This window comes from Phyllobacterium sp. NPDC097923 (assembly GCF_044760925.1).
Lineage (GTDB): Bacteria > Pseudomonadota > Alphaproteobacteria > Rhizobiales > Rhizobiaceae > Phyllobacterium > Phyllobacterium calauticae.
The window spans coordinates 25,950-49,358 of sequence record NZ_JBIWBL010000008.1 but is presented as its reverse complement, the minus strand read 5'-3'; the positions used below and the strand labels follow the sequence as shown (position 1 = coordinate 49,358).

The 23,409-nt window shown below is 51.4% G+C and carries 21 protein-coding genes and 3 pseudogenes; 12 read left to right on the top strand and 12 right to left on the bottom strand.

Features of this window, described 5'->3' with window-relative positions; genetic code table 11:
* Positions 1–6: 6 nt before the first annotated feature.
* The 4 genes and pseudogenes from ACIQWS_RS23895 (at position 7) to ACIQWS_RS23880 (ending at position 4,735) form a co-directional block, all read left to right on the top strand.
* Positions 7–2,013: a PAS domain S-box protein gene (locus ACIQWS_RS23895; RefSeq protein WP_223615644.1), complete on the top strand. Its 2,007-nt coding sequence runs from the start codon at positions 7–9 to the stop codon at positions 2,011–2,013.
* 275 nt (positions 2,014–2,288) lie between these two features.
* Positions 2,289–2,997 (top strand): annotated as a pseudogene (locus tag ACIQWS_RS23890) (exodeoxyribonuclease III).
* Positions 2,998–3,118: 121 nt separating this feature from the next.
* A complete protein-coding gene (locus ACIQWS_RS23885; RefSeq protein ID WP_223615645.1) occupies positions 3,119–3,361 on the top strand; it encodes a DUF6894 family protein in 243 nt (80 codons plus the stop codon).
* Positions 3,362–3,436: 75 nt separating this feature from the next.
* Positions 3,437–4,735: an Nramp family divalent metal transporter gene (locus ACIQWS_RS23880; RefSeq protein ID WP_223615646.1), complete on the top strand. Its 1,299-nt coding sequence runs from the start codon at positions 3,437–3,439 to the stop codon at positions 4,733–4,735.
* A 748-nt stretch (positions 4,736–5,483) separates the two neighbouring features.
* Here ACIQWS_RS23880 and ACIQWS_RS23875 read toward each other — a convergent pair.
* Positions 5,484–5,729 (bottom strand): hypothetical protein, encoded by a 246-nt coding sequence (locus ACIQWS_RS23875; RefSeq protein ID WP_223615647.1) that lies wholly within the window; start codon positions 5,727–5,729, stop codon positions 5,484–5,486.
* A gap of 28 nt (positions 5,730–5,757) precedes the next feature.
* Positions 5,758–6,258: a ferritin-like domain-containing protein gene (locus ACIQWS_RS23870; protein WP_223615648.1), complete on the bottom strand. Its 501-nt coding sequence runs from the start codon at positions 6,256–6,258 to the stop codon at positions 5,758–5,760.
* Positions 6,259–6,614: 356 nt separating this feature from the next.
* Between ACIQWS_RS23870 and ACIQWS_RS23865 the strand changes: the two genes are divergently transcribed.
* Together ACIQWS_RS23865 and ACIQWS_RS23860 are read left to right on the top strand one after the other, a co-directional pair.
* The gene (locus tag ACIQWS_RS23865; RefSeq protein WP_223615649.1) at positions 6,615–7,526 is read left to right on the top strand and encodes a hypothetical protein; all 912 of its coding nucleotides are present in this window, start codon (positions 6,615–6,617) and stop codon (positions 7,524–7,526) included.
* A gap of 451 nt (positions 7,527–7,977) precedes the next feature.
* Positions 7,978–8,982: pseudogene (locus ACIQWS_RS23860) on the top strand (DNA topoisomerase IB).
* A 273-nt stretch (positions 8,983–9,255) separates the two neighbouring features.
* Here ACIQWS_RS23860 and ACIQWS_RS23855 read toward each other — a convergent pair.
* From ACIQWS_RS23855 to ACIQWS_RS23835, 5 genes and pseudogenes are all read right to left on the bottom strand, one after another.
* A pseudogene (locus ACIQWS_RS23855) lies at positions 9,256–9,632 on the bottom strand (general stress protein); the annotation flags it as partial.
* Between the two features lie 34 nt (positions 9,633–9,666).
* Positions 9,667–9,987 carry a PepSY domain-containing protein gene (locus ACIQWS_RS23850; protein WP_223615650.1) on the bottom strand — a complete coding sequence of 107 codons (321 nt, stop codon included), beginning with the start codon at positions 9,985–9,987 and terminating at the stop codon, positions 9,667–9,669.
* 157 nt (positions 9,988–10,144) lie between these two features.
* Complete coding sequence (locus ACIQWS_RS23845) at positions 10,145–10,369, bottom strand: DUF982 domain-containing protein (protein WP_403184904.1); 225 nt, start codon at positions 10,367–10,369, stop codon at positions 10,145–10,147.
* 118 nt (positions 10,370–10,487) lie between these two features.
* On the bottom strand, positions 10,488–10,856 hold the full coding sequence (locus ACIQWS_RS23840) for a hypothetical protein (RefSeq protein WP_403184902.1): 369 nt from the start codon (positions 10,854–10,856) through the stop codon (positions 10,488–10,490).
* Positions 10,857–10,928: 72 nt separating this feature from the next.
* Positions 10,929–11,432, bottom strand: a complete 504-nt coding sequence (locus tag ACIQWS_RS23835; RefSeq protein ID WP_223615658.1) for a ferritin-like domain-containing protein — start codon at positions 11,430–11,432, stop codon at positions 10,929–10,931.
* Between the two features lie 819 nt (positions 11,433–12,251).
* Here ACIQWS_RS23835 and ACIQWS_RS23830 point away from each other — a divergent pair.
* From ACIQWS_RS23830 to ACIQWS_RS23815, 4 genes are all read left to right on the top strand, one after another.
* On the top strand, positions 12,252–13,469 hold the full coding sequence (locus ACIQWS_RS23830) for a DUF2252 family protein (protein ID WP_403184900.1): 1,218 nt from the start codon (positions 12,252–12,254) through the stop codon (positions 13,467–13,469).
* Between the two features lie 1,130 nt (positions 13,470–14,599).
* On the top strand, positions 14,600–14,809 hold the full coding sequence (locus tag ACIQWS_RS23825; protein WP_223615660.1) for a cold-shock protein: 210 nt from the start codon (positions 14,600–14,602) through the stop codon (positions 14,807–14,809).
* A gap of 128 nt (positions 14,810–14,937) precedes the next feature.
* On the top strand, positions 14,938–15,162 hold the full coding sequence (locus ACIQWS_RS23820; RefSeq protein ID WP_223615652.1) for a hypothetical protein: 225 nt from the start codon (positions 14,938–14,940) through the stop codon (positions 15,160–15,162).
* A 190-nt stretch (positions 15,163–15,352) separates the two neighbouring features.
* A complete protein-coding gene (locus ACIQWS_RS23815; RefSeq protein ID WP_403184898.1) occupies positions 15,353–15,859 on the top strand; it encodes a GGDEF domain-containing protein in 507 nt (168 codons plus the stop codon).
* A 480-nt stretch (positions 15,860–16,339) separates the two neighbouring features.
* Here the strand turns inward: ACIQWS_RS23815 and ACIQWS_RS23810 are convergent, their stop codons facing one another.
* The 4 genes from ACIQWS_RS23810 to ACIQWS_RS23795 form a co-directional block, all read right to left on the bottom strand.
* Entirely contained in the window at positions 16,340–17,377 is a 1,038-nt protein-coding gene (locus ACIQWS_RS23810) for a response regulator (protein ID WP_403184896.1), read from the bottom strand.
* 1 nt (position 17,378) lies between these two features.
* The gene (locus tag ACIQWS_RS23805) at positions 17,379–17,792 is read right to left on the bottom strand and encodes a response regulator (RefSeq protein WP_223615653.1); all 414 of its coding nucleotides are present in this window, start codon (positions 17,790–17,792) and stop codon (positions 17,379–17,381) included.
* Positions 17,779–19,320 (bottom strand): CHASE3 domain-containing protein, encoded by a 1,542-nt coding sequence (locus tag ACIQWS_RS23800; RefSeq protein WP_223615521.1) that lies wholly within the window; start codon positions 19,318–19,320, stop codon positions 17,779–17,781. Before ACIQWS_RS23800 ends, ACIQWS_RS23805 begins: the two co-directional genes overlap by 14 nt.
* A 352-nt stretch (positions 19,321–19,672) precedes the next feature.
* Entirely contained in the window at positions 19,673–20,068 is a 396-nt protein-coding gene (locus tag ACIQWS_RS23795) for a PRC-barrel domain-containing protein (protein ID WP_223615522.1), read from the bottom strand.
* Between the two features lie 1,204 nt (positions 20,069–21,272).
* Here ACIQWS_RS23795 and ACIQWS_RS23790 point away from each other — a divergent pair.
* Complete coding sequence (locus tag ACIQWS_RS23790) at positions 21,273–21,746, top strand: Hsp20 family protein (RefSeq protein ID WP_223615523.1); 474 nt, start codon at positions 21,273–21,275, stop codon at positions 21,744–21,746.
* A gap of 46 nt (positions 21,747–21,792) precedes the next feature.
* Positions 21,793–22,302, top strand: a complete 510-nt coding sequence (locus ACIQWS_RS23785) for an Hsp20/alpha crystallin family protein (protein WP_223615524.1) — start codon at positions 21,793–21,795, stop codon at positions 22,300–22,302.
* 622 nt (positions 22,303–22,924) lie between these two features.
* Here ACIQWS_RS23785 and ACIQWS_RS23780 read toward each other — a convergent pair.
* Positions 22,925–23,230, bottom strand: a complete 306-nt coding sequence (locus ACIQWS_RS23780; protein WP_223615525.1) for a DUF982 domain-containing protein — start codon at positions 23,228–23,230, stop codon at positions 22,925–22,927.
* Positions 23,231–23,409: the final 179 nt, after the last annotated feature.

The following is a 23,409-nucleotide window of genomic DNA, read 5'->3' as shown; positions in this document are numbered from 1 at the left end:
ACCAACATGAACGGCAAGGATTTAGCTTCCAATAAAATAGAAATCTTGATGGAGAATGCAGGCAATACGCTTCCTTGGGATAGCTTTACCCCTGATTATCTTTTGGAGTGTCTGCCGGCCGCCATTTACGTAACGGACGCGTCCGGCAGGATCACTTTCTTCAACGAAGCCGCTGCGGAGCTTTGGGGGCAACGTCCTGAGCTTGGAAAATCAGAGTTTTGCGGATCCTGGAAAATCTTCTGGCCCGACGGCACACCCCTTCCGCATGCCGAATGTCCCATGGCGCTCGCATTAAAGCTTCAACGACCGGTCCGTGGCGTCGAGGCCATTGCCGAACGACCGGATGGATCGCGTGTGCCATTTTTACCCTTTCCGACCCCACTCTTTGATGAATACGGCACATTAACTGGCGCCATAAACTTGCTTGTGGATATCAGCTCCCGTAAACAGGCAGAGGAAACATTAATCCGGCAAAAGCAGCGAATGGAAACCCTGAACAGGATTTCCAAGGTGATTTCCAGTGATCTCGATCTTGATCGGATCATTCAGACTGTGACCGAAGTTGCTACCGACCTTACAGGGGCTCAGTTTGGGGCCTTTTATAACGCGCCGAGCGAAGAGGGCGAAAGCTATTCTCCCTACTCACTGTCGGGAATCCCCCAAGAGACATTTGAGAAATTGGATCTGCCTCGCAACCCCGCGCTATTTGATCCGATATTCCGGGACATTTCGATCATCCGCTCCAATGATGTCCGCAGCGATCCTCGCTATGGAAAAAGCACACAGGGCATGGGTACGTCGAAAGGACACCCTCCGCTCGTAAGTTATCTCGCCGTTCCCGTTATTTCCCGTACTGGAGAAGTTCATGGGGGCCTGTTCTTTGGGCATGATCGGCCCGACATTTTTACCCCTGAAGTGGAAACAATCGTCGCTGCTATCGCAGCCCAGGCTGCGGTCGCAATCGACAATGCCCGTCTGCTGCTGTCTGCACGCTTAGAGCTTTCGGAGCGACGCAATAGTGAACAAGCAGCACAAAGGCTTGCGGCCATTGTCGAGTCCTCGGATGACGCGATTTTGACCAAGACCTTGGACGGTATTATTACAAGCTGGAATCGGGGTGCGGAAAAGCTGTTCGGTTATACCGAGGTCGAAGCCGTCGGGATGAATGTTACAACTCTCATACCAGAAGAGATGGTCGATGAAGAGCCCAGTATTTTGCGAAGACTGCGCAACGGCGAGCGCATTGATCATTACGAGACGATTCGTAAACGCAAAGATGGCTCCTTTGTTGATATATCCCTGTCAGTATCGCCTCTTCGGGACGCGACCGGTAAGGTATATGGTGCTTCCAAAATCGCTCGCGATGTCACTGAACGACGAAAAGCGCATGAACGTCAAAATCTGCTCTTACGGGAAATGAATCACCGAGTTAAAAACCTCTTCGCTGTGGCCAGCGGCGTCGTTGCGTTGAGTGGCCGCAACGCCTCCTCTATAGAAAGTCTGGTCGCATCCATCCGGGAACGGCTGGCGGCGCTCGCCACGGCCCATATTATGACCCTGCCTAATCTTAGTGACGAACATCTGGAAGCCCCGGCTTCTACGTCGCTCCATCAGTTGCTGGAAGCCATGCTTGCTCCGTATCGCGACCTCGCTGATCTCACTCGGATAGAAATCTCGGGAGATAACATCACTATTCAAAGTAGTGCACTTACCGGACTTTCACTTGTGTTGCATGAGTTCGCAACCAACGCGGCGAAATATGGCGCACTGTCTACGCCAGATGGCCATCTTCGTATTAATATTTGCGACGATGATAATGATCTAAGTTTGGAATGGATTGAAAGTGGTGGGCCAGCAATCTCCGATCCAACCGATCATCGGGGTTTTGGTGCCACGCTTGAAAAGGCCATTATCGAAAGCCAGTTGTGCGGCCGGATCGATCGCAGTTGGAAACCAGATGGTGTGACCATCCATGTATCCATTCCGCTTTCCACCGTCGAGCAGAATTCATAACGCGATATCGACGTATCGCTAGAAAAATTTGAAGCTGAAGGTGCGACACAGGTTTATCCAGCACGGAGATATCGGCATATTCCGTTGTAATCGACGATGGATCACCGGTCGGAAACATAAACGGAATTTGCCTCTCTCGCAAAAAGTTAGCGACCGGAAAACTTGTGGCTTGCTTCAAATTCACATCGAGTAGAGCAAAATCAATCTGCTCGTTCTGTGCAAGCGTAGCGCCTGATCCAAATGAGCGGCAGGCCCAACAATTTGGCAGCACGGTTCTGCTTGGATGGCTCGCACAGTGCGAGCCAGACGTTGTGTGCCTGCAGGAACTGAAAGCTCCCAACGAAAACTTTCCGGAAAGCGCGCTTGAGCGGGCGAGATTTGGCGCAAACTGGCATGGACAAAAAAGCTGGAATGGCCTTGCCATTCTTGCCCGCGACATGGTTCCTATTGCAACCCGTCGCGGCTTACCCGGTGATGCCGACGATAAACACAGTCGCTATATCGAGGCGGCCATCGATGGTGGAGTAGTCATCGGCTGCGTCTATCTCACCAATGGCAACCCTGCCCGGGGCCCAAAATTTGACTTTAAACTCAGTTGGTTTCACCGTCTCCCGCCTACGCCGCCGAATTATTGGCACTTGATCTGCCGACCATACTCACCGGCGATTATAACGTCATACTCAAGGATCGGGATGTGTATGCACCGGAGCGATGGCGGCATGATGCACTGTTTCGCCCCGAAGTGCGATCGGCCTTCCAGGAATTAATCACTCAAGGCTGGATTGACGCAATCCTGATGAACGAATTTTCACGTTCTGGATATATTTCCGAAATGCTTTCGGCCGTTCGGGACTGCGGATTGATCATTTCCTGGTAAGTCCCGCCATCGCAAGTCGCCTGAAACAGGCAAACGTGGACAGAGCCGCACGTGGATGGGCGCACGCGAGTGTCCACGCACCTGTTTGGTTAGAGATCAATCGGTGAACTATACTATCCCACCATACTGCCTACTTCGAGACTCTGAGGAACTGTTCGTTCATTGCGCCGTTTAAGGTCATGTCAGTTGCCACTGTCTGAAAATGACTGCCTATGGATAGGATTGCAAATGCCCCTCTATAAATTTGAGTTCCATGAGGACCTGAAGTCAGACATCGTCTCTGAAATAGAGCTTGCTGATGATGCCACAGCGCAAAGCGAAGCAGTTCGAACCGCCAAGGAGTTGATGGTGGATGGGATTCTTGAAGGATTTGACAGATCAAACTGGATCATCCGCATCTATAATGAAAAAAATCCTGACATGATCGTCGGCGTCGTCCTGTTTTCAGATTTCGTCATCCGGGAAATCTGATCCCGGTACGACGGAACGAATGACCTTTCTCTTCGTTTCTTTGCACTTGTGCTTCATAACGGGAGGAAAAGCGTCATGGATAACACACCCGATCCTGAAAAAGATCCAGTGGTAGGAACTTCCAAGCCCCGACTGCTCGCGGTGTTAGGGCCTGGTCTCATAACTGGCGCTGCCGATGATGATCCAAGCGGCATTGCGACCTATTCACAAGCCGGTGCTCAGCTGGGGTTCGCCATCACATGGACGATGCTGTTCAGCTATCCCCTGATGGCAGCCATTCAGGAAATCAGCGCCCGCATAGGCCGAACGACGGGCAACGGGATTGCAACGAATTTGCGAACCTATTATCCACCCTGGATTCTACCCGTTATCGTTGCACTGCTGTTTATCGCCAATGCGATCAATATTGGTGCAGATCTTGGTGCAATGGGGGAAGCTGTGGCTCTTTTGATTGGCGGCAAGGTTTGGCTCTACGTGATCGCCTTTGCCATTGTCAGTACTTTTCTTCAAATATTTCTCCAATACACGCAATATGTCTCGGTATTGAAATGGTTGACTTTTTCGCTGTTCGCCTATTTTGGCACGGTGATCTTTGTCCAAATACCGTACGGGGAGCTAGCCCGCGGATTTTTTATCCCAACACTGTCATCGGATAAGGCATTCTGGACAACAGTCGTGGCCATCCTGGGAACCACCATCAGTCCTTACCTCTTCTTTTGGCAAGCCTCCCAAGAGGTCGAGGATGAGAAGACCCGTCCCACGCGCCAACCTTTGATAAAAGCCCCGGATCAGGCCAAAGGGGCAATCAGGCGTATTCGTATTGATACATATGTTGGCATGGGTTTTTCCAGTCTGGTCGCCCTGGCTATTATGGTAACCACAGCGGCTACATTGCACGCCGCAGGTCAAACCGACATTGAAACGTCTGCACAGGCTGCCGAAGCACTAAAGCCGATCGCGGGTGAATTTGCCTTTGCAATCTTCGCATTGGGTATCATTGGTACCGGGCTTTTGGCTATCCCGGTTCTGGCTGGTTCCGCAGCCTATGCGCTGGGCGAAGCAAGACGTTGGCCAGTCGGTTTGGCCCGAAAGCCTCTGGAAGCCAAGGCATTTTACGCAACTCTTGCTGCGGCTACTCTCATCGGCACGGCCGTCGATTTTTCCCCCATAGATCCCATCAAGGCTCTGTTTTGGAGTGCGGTGATTAATGGTGTAGTTTCAGTACCAGTGATGGTCATGATGATGTTGATGACAGCAAGAAAAGATATCATGAAGGAGAATACTGTAAGGGGACCCTTACAATGGGTCGGATGGCTTGCCACTGCAGTGATGGGTACTGCTGTCATTGGCATGGGAATTACTTCTTTTTTGTAGTGGCTCATTAAAAAACGGAAAGGCGATAGGCAGCAGGGGCATGGCGCGGAAAATCCAAAAACCTCCAGTCGACAATCTCATCTAGCTCCCTGTCACAAAAGACCGGCGACCTCAGTCTGTAATCATTCGGCCAGATGAGATAAATGGCTTGTACCTGCGTCTGATTGAACGAACGACTAATTCAGAAACTGATCTGTTTCTGATCAGTGTCTCCATAAATGGATGCGAATACGAGATCTCCCACGGATTGAGACGGCCGGCGCTTACTGTGGCAAAGGATATCGCTGATCTTGCCCTTCTATCCAGCGTACGGCAAACAAACTATGATGCCAACAGATGACGTTCGCATCCGATGTGTTAAAACTCTCGATCTCTGATCACGACAAAGGGGTGGTCTGTTTGACCACCCCTTACACCTCCAGACAAGTTAGCGGCTTTTACCGCTTTGTCCTGATTTTGGCGATTTGTCAGCGCTGCTAGCGGTTGAACTGCTTTTAGCCGATTTGTTGTCTGACGTTTTTGCCCCACCCTTCGCGGCTGATTTGCTCTCTGTTTTTGGCATTGTTTCCTCCTATGGTCAGCTGAAAAAACCCAGCATACAGAAACCTTACTGCAGTCAATCGGTTCCCTGTGCCAGCGGAAATTCAACGGTTCTGGTCTTTTGGCTGACCCTGGACAGCAGTAGACGTCACAGAAACCGGATCTCTCCCGCGAGAACTCTGCTCCAGTCCGTCATCCAACTGTTTATCTAAAACTGCCAGGTCTTCGGGACGCCCCCCATATGGCGCTGCGATGTACTCTCACCTTCGGCCGGTACATTTGCCACCTGAACCATGACTGCCTTAGCTTTAACAATCAGACCATCGGGATCGAAATCAGACCGGTTATCATGCAATGTAACCCTAATAGCCTGACCGCCCTCACCCAGAAACTCCACCAAATAAGTTCCCATTCCTGCAGTGCGGGGAGTAATGCGCGTGTCAAGAATCTGCATAGTATGACCTCCTCAGCCAGCGCGAGCTTTATGCCGCGGCCTGCTGCGCCTTGCGATTAACACCGCCTTCTGCAAGCTTCGTCAGTGCAGCATCGGTTGCTTTTTCTTCTTCCAAGGTTTGGACCAGAAGAGCCACGGCGTCCTTCATGCCCAATTCGTCAGCCCACCTGGCAAGCGTGCCATATCGTGCAATTTCATAGTGTTCGACTGCCTGTGCGGACGAAACCAGGCCGGCATCCAGCGCGGGTTCGTCCTTGAACTCATCGAGAATTTCCTCGCCTTCAGCAAGAATCCCTTCAATTGCTTCGCAGGTTTTTCCCTGAGCACGTTTTCCGAGAATTTCGAACACCTGCTGCAACCGCTCGACGTGCATTTCTGTTTCATCCCGATGCTTTTCGAACGCTGCCTTAAGTTCGGGCGTAACGGCGCCCTTTGCCATTTTGGGAAGAGCCTTCAAGATTTTCCGCTCGGCGTAATATACGTCCTTCAGTGTTTCGTGGAAAAGTTTATCCAGTGTTTTGTCTGTCATATCCATTCTCCATTTTTATCGTCGCTTTATGCAACGAACGGGTCATCAACGACACAAAGGAGTGATGGTTCCCGGCATCGGGCAAAAAGCGCTTCGACAGATTGCTCACGAAAAGAATAGAGGGTCAGAGTTCACGCCTATCAAATCCTTGAAGCGGCTCATGGGCATCGCATGGAACAAATTGCACCCCTTCAGACTTTATATACCAACAAAAGGAGAAGAATTTCTGCTCCTTTTGTTTGAAGCTTGGATCAGTACAGGAGGTTTCTATGGGACGCGGCATTCTTCTTTGGCTACTTGGAGTTCCACTTCCAATCATTCTTATCCTCTTTCTGTTCATGCGATAGGAGAGCGATATGTCCCTCACCGAATTGAATACTGGAATAAGTGCCGGCACTGAATCAAGTATAAGTGCTGTCAGCTGGGGACCGATCATTGCCGGAGCTGTCGCTGCTGTGTCGATCACCATACTCCTTACTTTGTTGGGATCAGGGTTTGGACTGACGATGGTTTCTCCCTGGTCCTCTGAAGGAGCGTCGGCGACATCATTTGCGGTATCCACGGCGATCGGCCTTATTGTTATTCAGTGGATTTCGTCTGGTGTTGGTGGTTATCTAACAGGGCGCTTGAGGACCAAATGGTCCGGTGTCCACAATGACGAGGTGTATTTTCGCGATACTGCACATGGTTTTATGGCCTGGGCGTTGTCGACTTTGTTCGTCGTAGCAATCCTTGGTTCGGCAATAACCTCAACCATAAGTGGCGGTATTAAGACCGTAGCGACAGTCACATCGGGAGCAACGAGCGCGGCAACCACAGGTGCGGCCAAAGCCTCCACCGATACATCCCCGTCCTATTACGTTGACAGCCTTTTGAGGCCAGCAGCAATACGGGCCGGTAGCGCTGAAGGATCTGAATCTGTGACATCGCAGGTATCACGCATTCTCCTCAACGCGGCCGCGACAGGAACTCTCCCTAGTGAGGATCGCGCTTATCTTGATCAGGTCGTTACTGCACGTAGCGGATTGTCAGAAGCAGACGCGAAAGCGCGTGTGGATGCGATTTTGTCTCGTATCGAGACTGCAAAAACCTCGGCCAAGGAAGCTGCTGACAAGGCACGCAAAGTGGGGGCAACGACCGCCTTTATGGGAGCATTTTCTCTGCTGATCGGAGCATTTATCGCATGTGTGGCTGCCGCTTTGGGTGGTAGACAACGGGACGATGAGGAAGAGCTTTATCGCTCGAACATGCGGACAGCGAACCAGTAGAACAATCCGCAAGAACAAAGTTACAAAACCCTCCACGCACCTGGGTGCGTGGAGGGTTTTCTACTTTCTTCTTTCCTGAAGATTTCTGGCGTAATCCGGGTGGGAATGATCGTTTAAATTTATCAGACGCACTGACTCAGGCCGTTTCCGCTCCACACGATCGGCGATGAATATCGGGATATACAAACAAAATCAGATTTCCAACCCTCATATCTCTTTGCCATCTGGTACTAAGTTACCAGTTCTGACGAAGCGATGCGGAAGTCCTATGCGCAGTTTACAAATTCCTAAAGACTGAGTTTCTGAAACGGGCGCTGAGGTGATTCATTTTTGGCTTTTCTGAGAATTTCGGCGGGGCCGCCACGCCGCTGAATTCGCGAGTTACGCCGAAAACCAGGGGAACAAGAGCAGCCTGTAATCGTTTTGCTGCAACGATTATAAGGGAAAAATCATGCAGTCCGAATACAAGGATCACGCAGCTGCCATAGGATTGAAACCTGTTGATCCTGAATCATTTACAATTGAGCGTAAAATTAAAAAAGATGCTGCCAGTTACATGAATGGCAAGAAGCCGGTCTCGAAATCTATTCGAGATCGATTGGAATCCCTGGTGATTCCACCGGCATGGACAAACGTTTTTTGTTGCAGCGATGATAACGGCCATATCCAGGTCGTAGGGCGGGATGCACTTGGACGACAGCAATATATCTATCATCCAGAATGGGTGGCGGTCAGAGATAAAATCAAGACCGATCGCCTTCTCACCTTTGGCAATGCACTCCCAAGAATCCGGAAAAGAGTATCGCGCGAGATAGCACGAGGGGGTCAAACTAACAAATCGATTGCAGCACTTGCCGTTAGATTGATTGATGTGAAGGTCTTTCGAGCGGGTCACGAAAAATATGCCAAAGATGGTGGACGGGGGATTGCCACTTTAAAGAAGAGCGACCTCAAAATTGAAGGCAACGTTGCGAGTTTCATTTTTGCCGGTAAATCAAAAAAGAAAAATGAGGTTACCATCAAGGACAAGCGTCTGGTGACGCGTTTGAAAGCACTTTCGTGACGCGGCCGCCTGTTCCAGTACAAGAAGGAGCATTGCTGGCAACCTCTTCGCGCCTCGGACCTGAATAATTACTTACGTGACGTGTCAGGTTCCAAAATCAGCGCAAAGGATTTTCGCACATTTCATGGTTCTGCGCGCGCACTCGAATTCTTAGTCAAGATTGAAGCGAAGACTGAATCTGCAAAAAAGCGCGCCATCGCATCTGCGATGCGGGATGTCAGCAAATTTCTCAGAAACACACCCGCCGTGGCGCGCTCGAGTTATGTCCACCCTTTGGTCACCGATGCCTTTCTCAGTGATACTCTTAAGCCTGCCTTGTGCCGCGAGCCCTTGCGCAAAGGGCTCTATGCCGCAGAGACCGGGTTGATGCGCCTCCTTGAGCGGCGAGTTTGAAAGTTTCCCGATACATGAGAGATCTGTTTGCAACGGCAATTGTGTCTCCAAACGTCAAAAGCGACAAAGAAAAAGTGCCCGCCCACATCGGGCGAGCTCCTTCGTTTCATTGCGTGAGTTGTTAAGGCCTGAGATTGCGCGTATTGCGAAGTCTGTCGCGTTCCCTCGCGGCCTGTTCTTCACTATACTCAGGACGTGATTCATCGAACTATTGATAATCGACCGGGCCAAATCAGCCTGGGCATCTTATGTGTGGACTGAGACGAGTGCGCAGCCCCGCGTATAAACATGCGCATTATCATGCGAAATGCCAGCCCTCGTCAGCGAACCAATGATCCCGCCTGCAGCACGCCTGCTGTTGCACCGGCCGCAATGCCTGCTGCCGTTGCGGCAAGCCATCCTGCAGCAACCACCGGGCCGACACCTGGAATGGCGAATAGCCCCAGTCCTGCGAGCAGACCGCCGGTACCGCCGACTACGGCACCCACGCCGGCTCCTGTTGCGGCGCCCTCGCCTGCGTAGGTTTCCGTGGTTTCACCTTCACGGCCGACAATGCTGATATCGGACGAAGGAATGCCAGCATTTTCCAGTTCGCCGACGACTGAGCGTGCGTCCTCGTAGCTGTCATAAAGTCCTGTAATCGTTTTCATGGGGTATCTCCTTTTGACGTGAGTTTGATCAATTCTACTTACTCGCCTCGGTGATATTTCCCTGGTAATCGAGTTTCACTGCGACTGGCTTGCCATCTTTCATAGCAGACTCTACCCAGATTCCATCGTGGCCCTTATTGAGCGATGTCACATCTGAATAACCTCTAGCTTCAAAGCGTTTTTTCGCCTGGCCTTCGGTAAAACTGTTCTTGCCCACAACAGGGGCCGCAGGATTGGCGGCATCGGGAGTTCCGATTGCAGGCGTCTGGGAATCAGAAGATGCCTTGGGTGCTTCTTGAGCGTGAGCAGCAGAAAGGATAGAAAGGGCGCCGAGCGCGATTAAAAACCGTTTCATTGGAACCTCCTTTGTCGGTGACCTTTATGTCGATCACATGGGGAGTTAGCCGCTGACGTCGCCCACAGTTACGCGGTAAATAGCAATTAATCCAATGGAAAAACAGTCAAAGCATGGAGAGACAGCCGCTCACTCCAGATGAACCATGAAGTCCATTTTACCTGTCGGTATTGGGAAAAAACCATGCTGCGGCACTCAAAAAAATGTGGGCCTCTTTGGCAGCATCAATGAAAAATGCCCGCGCCTTATACCCGGACAACCTGCCTTCAATTGCATCAACACACGCGATGCGGGCACGGGCGTGCTTGGGACCACGGGCAGCCGGCCAATCATTCAGTAAAAAGGCGGCGGCTTCCGTCATTGAGGTAATATGTCTTGGCATTTTAGGGTTGCCTACGCTAACGACCGGAAAATGTATGTTTTTCATTCGCCATAAACGCGAGAGAAAGGCGCTTGTTCCCATAGTAATTCGTATCAAAAAAAACCCGTAGGAAGTACTGCTAGGGATCAATCATACCTTCTCCCTTCACAGGTATAATAATAGCCTCTTCATCGGCATCGTCGACCAAGGGATTTTTCGGCGGTGTCGGACCCGTAGGCCGGCTCGGAGTATGGTCCGCTTGATGTGCATCCATCGGTTCGAGAATACGGGCCGCTCGTCCTGAAAATGCTATGGCTGTTCCTTCGACAGAAGACGTTTGCTGCAACAGATCCACCGCGCTCTGAATGATTTTCAATTCGTCATATGGAGCGTTTTCACTATCGTCAATCTGCACCGAAACCCGATTACCGGTGTCTGCGACAAATTCAACATCATATCTGTTTTTGATAATAATTGAAGGAATCACAATCGCATCGATAATATTCATAAAACCTCTCCTCAGCGGTTTCCAAGGAAAAGGGAGACGACGTTCTGCAGCGAAACGTCGCCCCGCCCCCCTTTAGTTTGCAGCGGCGTTTACATGGGATTCGGCCACTCCCGTTAGGGCTCTGTCTGTTCTGATTTCCTCCTGGAGATTCAGGTCTAGCAGGCCTGCGCAATCGTCGCGTCCCAACTGCTTCGCCCATGCTATCAATGTGCCATAACGCGTAATTTCATAATGCTCTACCGCTTGCGCCGAAGCAATCAGCGCTGCGTCCAAAACGCGCTTGTCGTCGATTTCGCCACTTACATCATCGGCCTCTTCCAAAATGCCATCGATGGCAGGGCAATTGACGCCGCTGATTTCTATTCCATGCATTTCAAAAACCTGTTCCAGGCGCTCTATGTGCCCCTTGGTCTCTTGCAAGTGTTTTTCAAAGCCCTTTTTGAGCTCCATGTTTGATACCTTGTCCACCATCTTCGGCAGGGCTTTGACGATCTGGTTTTCCGCATAGTATATATCGCGCAGCGTATGCACGAATAGATCGTCCATCGATTTGATGTCTTTTGAGAAAAATCCCATTTCATCCTCCTGAACGGTTTTGGAATAGCGGCTTGTAACGTCGCGAAAATCAGCGCGGTCCAATAAATTAACCCCGCGAGATGAAATTGGTTCCGATGAAATCTGGTGCCGACCGGTTGTTTGGAGGGCCAGATATGGAACCAAGCTCATCTTCAGGCACTGCCCTCATGAATGCATGATAAATTTGCCCGGCGATCTGTCACTCGGAACTTTATGGGCTTTGCATCTGTTATAATTAAAAATTACAGGAGAGAGACGTGGTAAATTCTGCCGCGCCTGATCACGAAACTGTGTCCCGAGCAAAGCATTGTGTGGTACGTCTTCTAACGACTGGCCTAACCAGAGGCTGCGGACCTGCGTCGATTAAAGGCGTCACCACCTTATCCAGGGGTCCGAAGCGTCGAATATACGTAAAATGAGATGGTTAAGAGCAATCTAAATGAACGCGCCGTAGGATATTTAAAAATTTCACTGTTTTTACGATAGGGACGCTAAAGCAGTTTTGCTGCCGCGCGAAAGGCACGATAACACTGCGACTTGGAGGTATACTTTCCAATTGGCTCGCGGCCCTGGAACGCTCCTTTTACCGCGTTTTAAATGATGCAGCACGCCTTTTATTCCGAGGTTGGGTTTTCATTATATGGTGAGAGAGAGAGTGCTCCGGCACACTGTTGGCCGAACTAAAATCGGAACTTTCACGGCTTGGCGGGGCAATATCAGTTCAATTGATAGAAACCTTTCGCACGCGGCTCGCTCCCATTGGAACATAGTTGCTACATGCAGGTTATTGGCGGGAATAGAGAGAGGAATATTTTTGCCATGTCTCAAATGGATTCCGCTGTTCAACCAACAGAACGGTCAGAATGTCTGAAACGTATCCAGGAAAAAAAGATGGCTGTTTCCGCCGAGAGTTACGTTAGAGGCAGCACATTGTCTTTCTATAATTGGCTCCGGAACCTCAAAGATAATCAACTGCCGAAGAGCCCACCCATCTGGATTTGCGGCGATTGTCACTATGGCAACCTGGGACCGACGGTCAGCAAAAATGGTGACTTGGCAATCTTGATACGCGACTTCGATCAAACGGTCATTGGCAATGCCGCTTATGATATAATTCGCCTTGCTCTGTCTTTCGTAATGGCCGCCCGCGGTTCAGATTTGTCCGGCGTTACCACCACGGTTATGTTGGCCCGAATTCTGGACGATTACCAAACTGCCTTTTTGCCGCGCTCCAGCAAAGTATCCTTTAGGCCTGACGCAATAGCAAAGATAATGCATCAGGCATCTCGTCGAACCTGGAAGAATTTGGTCTCAGATCAAATGGAAGGCAAACAACGGGTATTACCCTTAGGGCCAAGGTTTTGGCCACTGTCAGAAGACGAACGTACCGCGCTCGCGCTTATGTTCGAAGGAGAGGATTTGCGGAAACTGGTTACCCTGATCAGTTCACGGCCAGACGATGACGCCATCGAACTGTTGGACGCGGCGTATTGGCGAAAAGGTTGCAGTTCCCTGGGGTTGTTGAGGGTAGCCGCACTGGTGAAGGTAGGAAAAGGTAAAAATCGTCACTTTTGCCTTATTGATATCAAGGAAGCTGTTGCACCGAACGCACCTCAAACAGTTCATTGCCAGAGCGGCAAAAGTCATGCGGATCGGGTTGTAGAGGGTGCCAGGCATCTTTCCCCATATTTGGGGGATCGAATGCTAAGCACGTCCCTATTGAGGAAGGCGGTTTTTGTGAGAGAGTTACGCCCTCAAGACCTCAAAATACAAATAGACAAGCTTACCCGAGATGAAGCGACCGATATTGCTGGTTATTTAGCCTTCATAATCGGGAAAAGTCATGCGCGGCAGTTAACTGCGAAACAACGCAACGACTGGCTCAAAACGTTGAATGCTCCGAGCCTACGTGGAAATGGTGGGGCAGACTGGCTCTGGAAGAGCGTTTCTGCTCTGGTGGGATTACACGAAGTAGCCTACCTGGCTCACTGCCGGGAGTTTGCACTGTCCACTATTTTAGCAACCGGATTTCTGTGATTTGTCGAGGAATTGTGTGCCCTTAGCCTGATCCGCGATAGCGCTGGGCGAGAACGGGCGTCGGGAAGACGCAGCCTTGAACGCGGCAAGCTGAGCGTCGGTGAGCCAATGGAGAAGCCGCGTGTCCTAGAAACATCTGTTGGTGTCTCGGCGGCTATTCGTCCGATTGCGCATCTGCGAGTCAGTTGGCCTTACGCGACGCAGCTGCATTGCAGCGGCACTGTCAGCGCCCAAGAGAATGGAACCGCCTATAAGGATCAGAACCCATAGAAAATTTTCCATCACTGTCCAGCTGACTCATCAAGTGCTTGCGGAGCCGGCTTTCCTGGTGATGGTTGATTGATTGGCACCAGCCTAAAGAATGCGGCCAATGCGATGATCGCCACTCTCGCCTCGTTTGAGTCTCTTCGTTACTTTTTTGCGCCCGATCCCATAATTTGCCTATTGCCAAGCCTATGCTGGCAGAAATACGCACGCGATATCCCCAGCGATCCGACCGGTTCGTCGGGTAACCGTGTCGACGCAACCCTACGAAGGGCGTACTTCTGCCGCCAGATCGTCTCCGCCATCTGAACGAGGGCGTGAATGCCTCACACGACCCGCGTTCCCGTCGCTGTGACCAGTGCCTCAACCCTGTCCTCAATGTAGAGGGGGCATGCGATAGATACTCTCATGCTTGAGAGCGACCCAAAGCAGCCGGGTTAGCGCCTCTATGGGAGATGCGTGCTGCCAATCGTGCACGACGGCCTGCTGCGCCCAGAAAAGGCACGATGGCATTGTTTACGTGACCATCATGTCGATGTCGCTTGGAGCAAGCTTTATAGGGTGGCGGAATGCGGCTGTTAAGATTGTTGTCATGGTTCCTGGATGGGTCTGCCGAAACGGGGTTGCAATTGTGTTTTTATGCCGTCCGCTCTGGAATCTCGCAAGCGGACGCCAACATATCGAAACCCAAAGGTTGACAATCGTGCGGCTTCTCTGTACTCCTGTGACATCGATATTTGCTTGCTGAGCTTTGGTTACCGCGCGTTTGGCACCGCGCCCTGAACGAACTTTCCTTTCAAAAATCGCAACCGTCATCCGCAGCGTTTCGCGTTGCGGTCATTCAATATGCTATGAAAGGGTTCATTATGACCACTGGCACAGTTAAATGGTTTAATTCCACAAAAGGCTTCGGCTTCATTCAGCCTGACAACGGCGGCGCTGATGCTTTCGTTCACATTTCCGCTGTTGAGCGCGCCGGAATGCGTGAAATCGTCGAAGGCCAGAAGCTCGGGTACGATCTTGAGCGCGACAACAAGTCGGGCAAAATGTCTGCTTGTAACCTGCAGGCTGCTTAACTGATATCTGCTTTCCTTTGACCACGGATGTACTGGCACTGCCGAGAGCATGATATCAAGCAAGGTCAGGCAAATTGCCTGGCCTTTTTTATTATCGCGCGCTGAGCGCGCCCCACTCCAGGACCAAAATGACACAGACATATAGCAAATCCCGCCAGCAGGCGGAGATTGCCTTCGGCAATGCTCAATCGCAGTATACGGCCCGAATCCATGCCGTTGTAGAGCATGATTCCGCTTTGCAGGATCGCGACGCGAAAACCCTTCGGCTGCGCGTAGCCCGTGAGGCAAAGGAATTACAGGATCGCCTGGCAGCGGCAGCTGCCCTTCTCGCCAAGCGCGGCCGGATCATCTGATCTTCCGAGCCACCGACACCCCCAATTGTCGAAGCGCTCCGTTTACGCGCGATGCATTCCAACATTCGTCCCGAGCTCCCAACATGATGAATGTCCCCAAGCTCCGTCCCGAAACTCTGCGCTATACGCTTCTTCTCAACGGAGAATTGGTCAGGTCATCGGCGATCATGCGGACCAATTTTGCTGGTGAGTGCCATCGCTCTCTCCTCCCGAAAGTGTGGCCTGCCATCCCAAACGTACGCGACCTGATCCACGGTCACAGACCCGTGCGTCAGAGGTTCAGCAGGGAGTTGCCTGCCGCCTTGATGTTCGTAGAAACCGCGATTGGGATTGTTGCCTAAGGCAAGAAGGATCAATCCTATTCGGCCGGTTTCCTCAAGGTCATCGACAACTTTTCCGAAGAGAGTGCTACCGACATTTCGACGCTGGTAGGTCTGGAGGATATAGTTGGCATATACCTTATCTTCTTCTGCCCAACACGCCGCTGAGCACAGCCGTCGATTATGCCGAACGGATCCGATCCCAGATCGCTTCAGCGGAACACAAGTTAAGAAACGACAGAATCAGTGTAACGGTAAACGCCAGCGTGGCAGTCCTGTGCGTAAGTGTGTATCACATTGATGCCGTCATGAAGGCTTCGGACAAAGCACTCTATCGCGCGAAAAGCGGCGGACGAAACCGCGTTGAAACCGCGTGAGCATTCCGGTAATGCAATGAAGACGCGTTGCCGGTTCCCACAAGGTCCAAAGTGGAGGCAATACTGCGCAGAGTTTTAATCCTCCCTAAACCTATTTGCAGCGCCTGGCTTGGAGCCGGCAAGGGACAACGACAAAGTTGAGGGGCGTTGACTGTTGCGAGGCGGCGGAACAATTCAGTGTTTGATCCGTTTTATAGTTGGGCTGACACCCCGTCAGTTGCTTGGCGCGACTCGACGAATAACCCACTCCGTCTCGCGGTCGCCCCGCCACCCGCGCCAAGCACTTGACTGGCTGGGGAACCATTTCAGAGATTTGGAGTTATTTCAACGAACGAAGGTAGTTTTGGCTTTCTCCCTTAGTTCGTTAGCTTTGGACCTTCATCCCGGAGCTTCCAGCCCGGTTCGCGACCTTGGTGAACCGGGCACTTTGCCAAGGCAAAGATTATAGCGTCATCCACTGGGAGCGTGCGCACAATAATGCTAGAGGCGAAATTCCAGACTGGCTCGCGTGCCGGGTGTCATGGTTTCGTATTGAATGCGACTGCCCAGGGTCGTTGCCATGGCTTTGATTATTTTGCTGCCAAGTCCTGTTCCCTTCGCAGCCCCCTCTCCGTTCCAGCCTATCCCGTCGTCCTCCACCACCAGAACTGCTGTGCTCTCCGCGGCGCGAACGAGTCTGACCCGAATCTCGCCAAAAGCACAGGTTTCGTAAGCATATATGAATGCATTGGTGACAAGCTCGGTTACGGCAACGCCAAGCGACACGGCCTTGTCCGTGTTTATCATCATGTGATCTGCCTGCAGACGCACGACGGCAGTGTGTCCGGCAGATCTCATTGTGGTGTCCAACTCCTCAACCAGCGCCGCAAGGTATTCGTCAGCATTGACCGATCCCACATTATTTGAAGTGTACAAACGTCGGTGGACCCCGGCTATGGCAATGATGCGCGCCTGCGTCTCGGCAAGAGCGTCGATCGCCGCCGGATCGGTCACGGTCGTCATTTGCATTCTGACTAAAGCTGCCACCAACGACAGGCTGTTGCCGACGCGATGGTTGACTTCGCTCAGCAATAATTCGGCCCTATCCCGTGCTTCCCGCACCTCCTGTTCCGCGCGGTCCTTTTCTCTGGTCAGGCGTGCGCGCACCAGTGCTTGTTCAATGGCGCTGAAGAACAGCTCAGAAAAGTCCTCGGAAACTGTTTTGGCCACATAATCAGAGGCACCGGCCTTGAGCGCGCTCACTGCAACCGACATTTCCGCGGACCCGGTAACATAGACAACAGGTGGTGCGTGGTTACGTTTGTTGAGTGACGAGAGCAATTCAAGACCTGTTCCGGTTGGAAGGTGATGGTCGAGCGCAATCACATCGATATTACCTTGCTCGAGCAGGGCAATACCCTCTTCAGCGTTGGCGGCGTGAACAAATTCATAGCCGCGACGTGTAGCCGCCTTCTGAAGGAGACGCACAAGCGTTACGTCATCGTCAATATAAAGTATTCGGTGTTGATGATTAAGCATATCAAGCGGTTCCGGGAACCTGCATGACTGAAAAGAACAGGCCAAGCTGGCGGATCGCATGGGCAAAACCATCATAATCAACCGGCTTGGTGATGTAAACATTGGCGCCAAGATCATAGCAGCGCTGGATCTCCCGCTGATCGTCAGTGGTCGTGAGAACAATGACAGGTGATCTCTTCAGATGCGTATTGGTCTTCAAACGTTCCAGGATGTCGATCCCGGTCATGTCCGGGAGATTAAGGTCCAACAGGACGAGGAATGACCGGCCGGCTTTTGTCTCGCCGGACCCTTCGGGCCCCAGGAGAAAGGCAAGTGCGTCAGTACCGTTCGAAAATGGCAGGATCTCGTTGTTGACACCCGCGCGCCGAATATTCTTTTCGATAAGGCGGGCGTGGCCCTCATCATCTTCGATCATGATGATGGTTACAGCTTCTGGTTTGTTGCTCACGCTGCAGTGCTCCTGATGACGGTCGCAAGATCGCGGGGAAGAGAGTTATGAAAAATTTCGTACCTTGACCAAGCATGGATTCGAGGGTGATGTCACCGCCAAGATTGCGAATGGCTGAACGGACGTGGGCTAGTCCGATCCCCTCGCCTGTCTGATCCTGCGATCCGGAACGTCGAAAAAGTTCGAAGATGCGCTCATGATCCTGCTTTTGTATCCCACGGCCGTTATCGGCGACTTCGATCAAGATGCGATTATGTTGGGCAGCGGACGCCTTTACCCGTAGGCGCAAGGGTCTTGTTTGATCGCGGTATTTGATTGCGTTGTCAAAAAGATTGCCGAACACCTGCTCCAACGAGAGGCGATCCGATACTAACGGCGGTGAGTGAATGTCCCAATCGATCGCTCCGCTGGCCTCGGCAATTTGATGCTGAATCGCCTCGGTTGACGATCTCAACAAGGAATTCAATTCAATCACTTCTGGCTTCAAGGGCCGCTGCCCCGCTCGGGAGAGTTTCAAAATCGCATTGATAAGAGCATCCATTTTTCTGGTCGATGTCTTGATGAAACCAATTGCTTCCGGCAGGTCCTCTACAGCAACGGCTTTGGCTTCCCGCGTCAGTTCCGGATCGCCCTCCTTTTCCACCCGCTCGATCAGGCGATGAATGGGAGGAAGGCTCGCTTCCAATTCGCTTGTGAAGCCCATGATATTCACCAGAGGTGCACGTAGGTCATGTGTAACGATATAAGCAAATCTTTGAATCTCTTCGTTCGCGCGTCTGAGATCCTGCGTGCGTTCGCGCACACGTACTTCAAGACTGGCGTTCAAAAGATCGACCTCATTGCGCGAGGTCGCAAGATCTTTGGTATAATTTACGACAGTCCAGACCGATCCGCCCGCCATCAGCAGAATGACTATGGCTGCTACAATTGTCACCCAACGCAGTGCCAAAGCGCTGGCTCGCAGTTCGTCGCCAAGTTCATTGAGACGCTGATCTGCCTGTGCGAAAAGCACGTTGAAACCTGCTCTCGCGTGATCCATCAGCACTTTTCCCTCGTTCGAACGAACGATCGCAAGTGCGTCCGTACCACGCCCCTGCTTTTGCATGGCGACAGTCGCGTCCAGCTCCTTTAGTTTTCCATCGATTATCCCAGAAAGGTCTTGCAGTGGTGCGTCCATGGCCGGATATGCCGCAGCCAGTTGCCGGGCATTCTGCAGCGCGGGCAAGATTCTGTCGCGCGCAGCGCTATATGGGGCCAGATATTGCTCATCATTTGTCAGAAGAAATCCGCGCTGTCCCGTTTCGAGTTCCTGCACATTGGTGCGCAGATCTCCGAACGCGGCGCGCATCTCCCTTACTGCCAGGATTGCATCAGCATTTTGCTGTGTTCTTTGCGCGAGCCAAACACTGGCGCCGACGATTGCTATCAGGGCTATTGCGCCTGCGAGAAGGAAGATCGTTGTCGAGCGGACAAATGCGTTGCTGGTAATCGGCATAAAGAATATTCAACCTTAAAGTTGATTTGTATCGAGCGTTTCGGTCGACTTTGCGCCCGTTGTGCCGCAAAAGTTGTTGGACTTTACGCATTCCTGAGCTAAATTCAACGTCCGGTTCAAAGACAATAAAATTGCTTAAATGCAGCCAGATTTGTAACATGTACGCTACTGCGTCTGCAGGTTCAGCAATGGCTTTAACATATTCTCAATGAATCCCATTTGTCGTGGCCGGAAACACATTCAGGAACCCAATTGTTTAAAAAGACCCATCCCCCAGTCAAACGGATGAGATAAACCAACACCAACCATCAAATGGTCTCCCCCGCGCCGGTGCGGGGGAGACAAAATTTGACTATTTCTTCCAACGGCCTTCATACTTGAATTCGGGTGCGGCCTTCAGCTGGTCTTCCGTCGCGGCCATCCCGGCGGTCCACTTCTTGTCGTTTTCAGAATAGGAAACTTTAACTGCTGACGGCGCCACGATGACATATTTTTCACCTAGACCGAGAACGCCGCCCACAGAAACGATGTAACCCGCCAACTTGCCTTCCGAAAGGATCAAATCCTTGATTTCGCCGATGGTTTTGTTCTGGGCATCGACAATATTCAATCCAATGAGATTGTAGGAAAGAACGTCAGTTGGCTGCGCCGTTACGAAGGTTTCGGTGGCAGTTGCCGTGGCTGTCTGGGCGCTCGCAACGGAAATCATCGACGTGGCCAATGCCATTGCAATCAAAATACGACGCATAGTATTCTCCTGTTCATGACGAAGGTTCTTGCCTTCGCAGTTCCTAACGGGAATGGCGGCAATAGGTTCCAGTTTTGGCCAACACGTCTGGCCGGATTCCCTGACGTGACGACTCGTTCATCGCTATAATCATCATGGGTGATATGGTTGCTTGGGGACCAAGGAAGCTTTTTGACCGGGTCCCACAGAGAGCGCCTTCTGCCTGACGAAAGGCCCAAAATGTCTGTGCCAGAGGAATACAAAAAATCCGCAGACGAAAATCAGCCCAACGAGAATTAACAGTGTGATCAAACTTATAAAAAGCATGGAGGATCCGGCATATAGAGAACCCATCTCGGCACATTAGATAATAGCCGAGTTAGAAGGCACCACTGAGGGTATAAGACACTCAACTGTTCAAAAGTGCGATAAAAAAGATCGCCAGATTCGGTAGCAATAGAGATTACAACACCATACCCAGGTAGTAAAGCCGAAGACGTAACACGCCTTAACCCTCATATTAGCTGTATTCCGTCACAGGACATTCCTGGATCGCCGCAACGAGCAGTAGTGACTTATTATAGTCGCACGCGATGCACCGTCCCGAAAGACGAACGGGACTACAGCGTCCCCTGGAAGCATTCCATTCAGCGCAACAACCTCTCGTCTAGGTACTTGCTTACAACAAACTTGAAATTCTCAGCGCGCAAATTATATTTTTTGCAATCCAATCCGTGCAGAAACCGTTTCTGGCTTTTGCCCACGAGACGCTGCCGTTATTCTCAAGGGAGTAACAATAATGAGAGGACAAGAATTTCAAACGCAAATCGAAAAACCGGCAAGCCCTGAACTTTTTAAACAGATAAGGAGTCAGGTATCCGCGCCAATTTCGCCGCAAGGTGACAAGTCGCCACGTTTGGCGGAGCTTTTAAGGCGCGGCAAAGGCGGATTCACGCACCATCGATTTCGATCCGCAAAAAGCTGAACATGTTTGGAGGTCAACATGAGCGACCTTCAGGTAACTCTGGTCATTGCCATTGGCGTACTCTTCACGATGATGTGGCTCTCCATGTTCATCGAATGAGTAAATTGAAAAGGGCTCTTGATTGGTATCGCCGTCATTCCCATATTTTTTCCTGGCCGCTGAATCAGGGCCGGGTTAGTCAGGGAGCGCTGCTTCTTGGCGCTCCCTCATTTCTATGTTGCTCAAAAGGAGGATATAGTCATGAGAAGCAACGTCGATTTTTCTCCCTTTTATCGGTCGAGCATTGGCTTTGACCGCATTTTCAACCTGCTGGAGAATTCGGGGCAGCCGCAAGGCTCCGACAAATGGCCCCCATACGACATCATCAAGCTGAGTGACCAAACATATCGTATTGTCATTGCGGTTGCCGGCTTTGCCGATGTCGACCTTACCATCACGCATGAGCCGAACATGCTTGTGGTGAATGGTGCACGTGCAGAAACCGAAAACCTCAATTATCTCCATCACGGTCTTGCACTCAGGCCTTTTGTGCATCGCTTCGAGCTTGCCGACCATGTAACTGTCACAAGTGCGGTACTGGACAAGGGTCTGCTTGCCATCGACCTGAAAAAAGAAGTTCCGGAAGATATGAAACCGCGGCGGATTGCCATCGGTACCTCATCCCGAAGCACTGCGCCCGCGACAAAGGCTGTCAGGTCCACACCCAACGCATAGAAAGATGCGTTTGACCCGACATATATCACGAGGAAAGGAATAGATGATGAGTGTACGTGATCTCATGCCATGGAGCCGTGGAAACAATCAGGCTCCCGATCCTTACCGGAATGAAGGTCTGGATCCGTTTCTTGCCCTGCATCGAAACGTGAATCGTCTGTTTGACGAGGTTTTTCATGGATTTGATGCGCCGTCCCTGTTGGGCCGTCTGCCTGGCAGAAACGATGTCTGGCCGTCAATTGAGGTCAATGAGACAGATAAGGATCTGCGTATAGTCGCCGAGGTTCCCGGTCTTGAGGAACAGGATATCGACGTTCTCCTCGAAAATGGTGTTCTTTGTATCAGGGGCGAACGTAAGTCCGAAGACCACGATGCGCGCAGGCACTTCAGCGAACGTCATTACGGGCTATTCGAACGGCGTATAACGGTTGGTCATGAAATTGAGGAAGACAAAATCGAAGCATCATACGCCAATGGTGTTCTAACCATTTTAGTGCCCAAATCTGCCAAAGCGCGGGCATCCGCTAAACGGATAGCCATCAACAACAAGCACTAAATCTTTGCAGGGATACCCCCGGGCGCACCCTCGGGTGCGTCCGGGGAAAGATCCCGTATCGCCCCACCCTTCTGAAGAAGGCCAAGCGATGGAGATTGCTTCGGCGCTGCTCACTCAATGGAGGAAGATCGCTTTTATACGTTCGGGGGGAATATTTGGCATCCGGGGTAAAAAATTCTGACCTAATATATGAAACGGCACATATCACTCCCACCGCGTGGAAGATCTGTAGATCCCGTTCCTGTTGGCTTGACTTCGCAACATGGACTCGTTTGCAAAGGGAAACTCCTTGTTGATTTCGCCTATGGGCGTTGCCGGATATAACACACCCAGTCGGTCTATTTCAGTATCGGTCCATTTGTGGCGCGACCTGGTCAAGCCCAATTGATAACACTGCTTTTTATGGCGATCATCGATCGGTGCGGCAGGGCTTGTTTCATTGTTAAAAAATGCGGGTACAGCCTCCGACAAACCAGGAGTTCTACGTGGGAGAATCGGCGGCTCCGTTCCGGATCAGTATTTTCATTCATGAATGGAATCGCCTCGAAGTTACCCGTAGCCTGATAATTTAGAGCACCAGCTTGGCAAGCGGCATCCATAAATATACGTTTTCCACATCCCCTCAGGGCTGCTCATTGGGTTTGTGTGCCGAAATCATGTGTGCAATCGCTGTGTCGACCAATTGCGGACCGGTCCGCTCTAAAACCAGAATCTGCGCTTCCTGAGCGGCTTGGATAAAAGCGAAGCGGGCATTCTCAGCAGCTGTCTTCCCTTCCATGGCCTCGCGACAGGCCTCACAGGCAATACCGTGCGTTTCACTGCGATGCCTGAACCAATGTTCCGACAGCAATGTCAGTGCGTGTTTCACGTCCCGAACGACTACAATTCGACCGGTACGCGGCGATTTGACAGTGATATGGTCAAACAACAGCTTTTCCATGCACAGGAATGTTTGGAAGTACAACTTGTTCCCTGTCGCTTCTCGGAGCATGAGCCTTGTTCGGCATCTTCGACGGCCGTCAGAAAAGTTTATATGGGGCCGCCGCGTAAGGATAAAACCGGAAATCTGCGCCAACCGCCTTCAGGATCAGATTTTCTCAATATTCG

Excerpts from the sequence above, each read along its gene's own strand:
- ACIQWS_RS23895 (WP_223615644.1), top strand. The coding sequence starts at position 7 with ATGAACGGCAAGGATTTAGCTTCCAATAAAATAGAAATCTTGATGGAG.
- ACIQWS_RS23885 (WP_223615645.1), top strand. The coding sequence starts at position 3,119 with ATGCCCCTCTATAAATTTGAGTTCCATGAGGACCTGAAGTCAGACATC.
- ACIQWS_RS23880 (WP_223615646.1), top strand. The coding sequence starts at position 3,437 with ATGGATAACACACCCGATCCTGAAAAAGATCCAGTGGTAGGAACTTCC.
- ACIQWS_RS23875 (WP_223615647.1), bottom strand. The coding sequence starts at position 5,729 with ATGCAGATTCTTGACACGCGCATTACTCCCCGCACTGCAGGAATGGGA.
- ACIQWS_RS23870 (WP_223615648.1), bottom strand. The coding sequence starts at position 6,258 with ATGACAGACAAAACACTGGATAAACTTTTCCACGAAACACTGAAGGAC.
- ACIQWS_RS23865 (WP_223615649.1), top strand. The coding sequence starts at position 6,615 with ATGTCCCTCACCGAATTGAATACTGGAATAAGTGCCGGCACTGAATCA.
- ACIQWS_RS23850 (WP_223615650.1), bottom strand. The coding sequence starts at position 9,987 with ATGAAACGGTTTTTAATCGCGCTCGGCGCCCTTTCTATCCTTTCTGCT.
- ACIQWS_RS23845 (WP_403184904.1), bottom strand. The coding sequence starts at position 10,369 with ATGCCAAGACATATTACCTCAATGACGGAAGCCGCCGCCTTTTTACTG.
- ACIQWS_RS23840 (WP_403184902.1), bottom strand. The coding sequence starts at position 10,856 with ATGAATATTATCGATGCGATTGTGATTCCTTCAATTATTATCAAAAAC.
- ACIQWS_RS23835 (WP_223615658.1), bottom strand. The coding sequence starts at position 11,432 with ATGGGATTTTTCTCAAAAGACATCAAATCGATGGACGATCTATTCGTG.
- ACIQWS_RS23830 (WP_403184900.1), top strand. The coding sequence starts at position 12,252 with ATGTCTCAAATGGATTCCGCTGTTCAACCAACAGAACGGTCAGAATGT.
- ACIQWS_RS23825 (WP_223615660.1), top strand. The coding sequence starts at position 14,600 with ATGACCACTGGCACAGTTAAATGGTTTAATTCCACAAAAGGCTTCGGC.
- ACIQWS_RS23820 (WP_223615652.1), top strand. The coding sequence starts at position 14,938 with ATGACACAGACATATAGCAAATCCCGCCAGCAGGCGGAGATTGCCTTC.
- ACIQWS_RS23810 (WP_403184896.1), bottom strand. The coding sequence starts at position 17,377 with ATGCTTAATCATCAACACCGAATACTTTATATTGACGATGACGTAACG.
- ACIQWS_RS23805 (WP_223615653.1), bottom strand. The coding sequence starts at position 17,792 with ATGATCGAAGATGATGAGGGCCACGCCCGCCTTATCGAAAAGAATATT.
- ACIQWS_RS23800 (WP_223615521.1), bottom strand. The coding sequence starts at position 19,320 with ATGCCGATTACCAGCAACGCATTTGTCCGCTCGACAACGATCTTCCTT.
- ACIQWS_RS23795 (WP_223615522.1), bottom strand. The coding sequence starts at position 20,068 with ATGCGTCGTATTTTGATTGCAATGGCATTGGCCACGTCGATGATTTCC.
- ACIQWS_RS23790 (WP_223615523.1), top strand. The coding sequence starts at position 21,273 with ATGAGAAGCAACGTCGATTTTTCTCCCTTTTATCGGTCGAGCATTGGC.
- ACIQWS_RS23785 (WP_223615524.1), top strand. The coding sequence starts at position 21,793 with ATGAGTGTACGTGATCTCATGCCATGGAGCCGTGGAAACAATCAGGCT.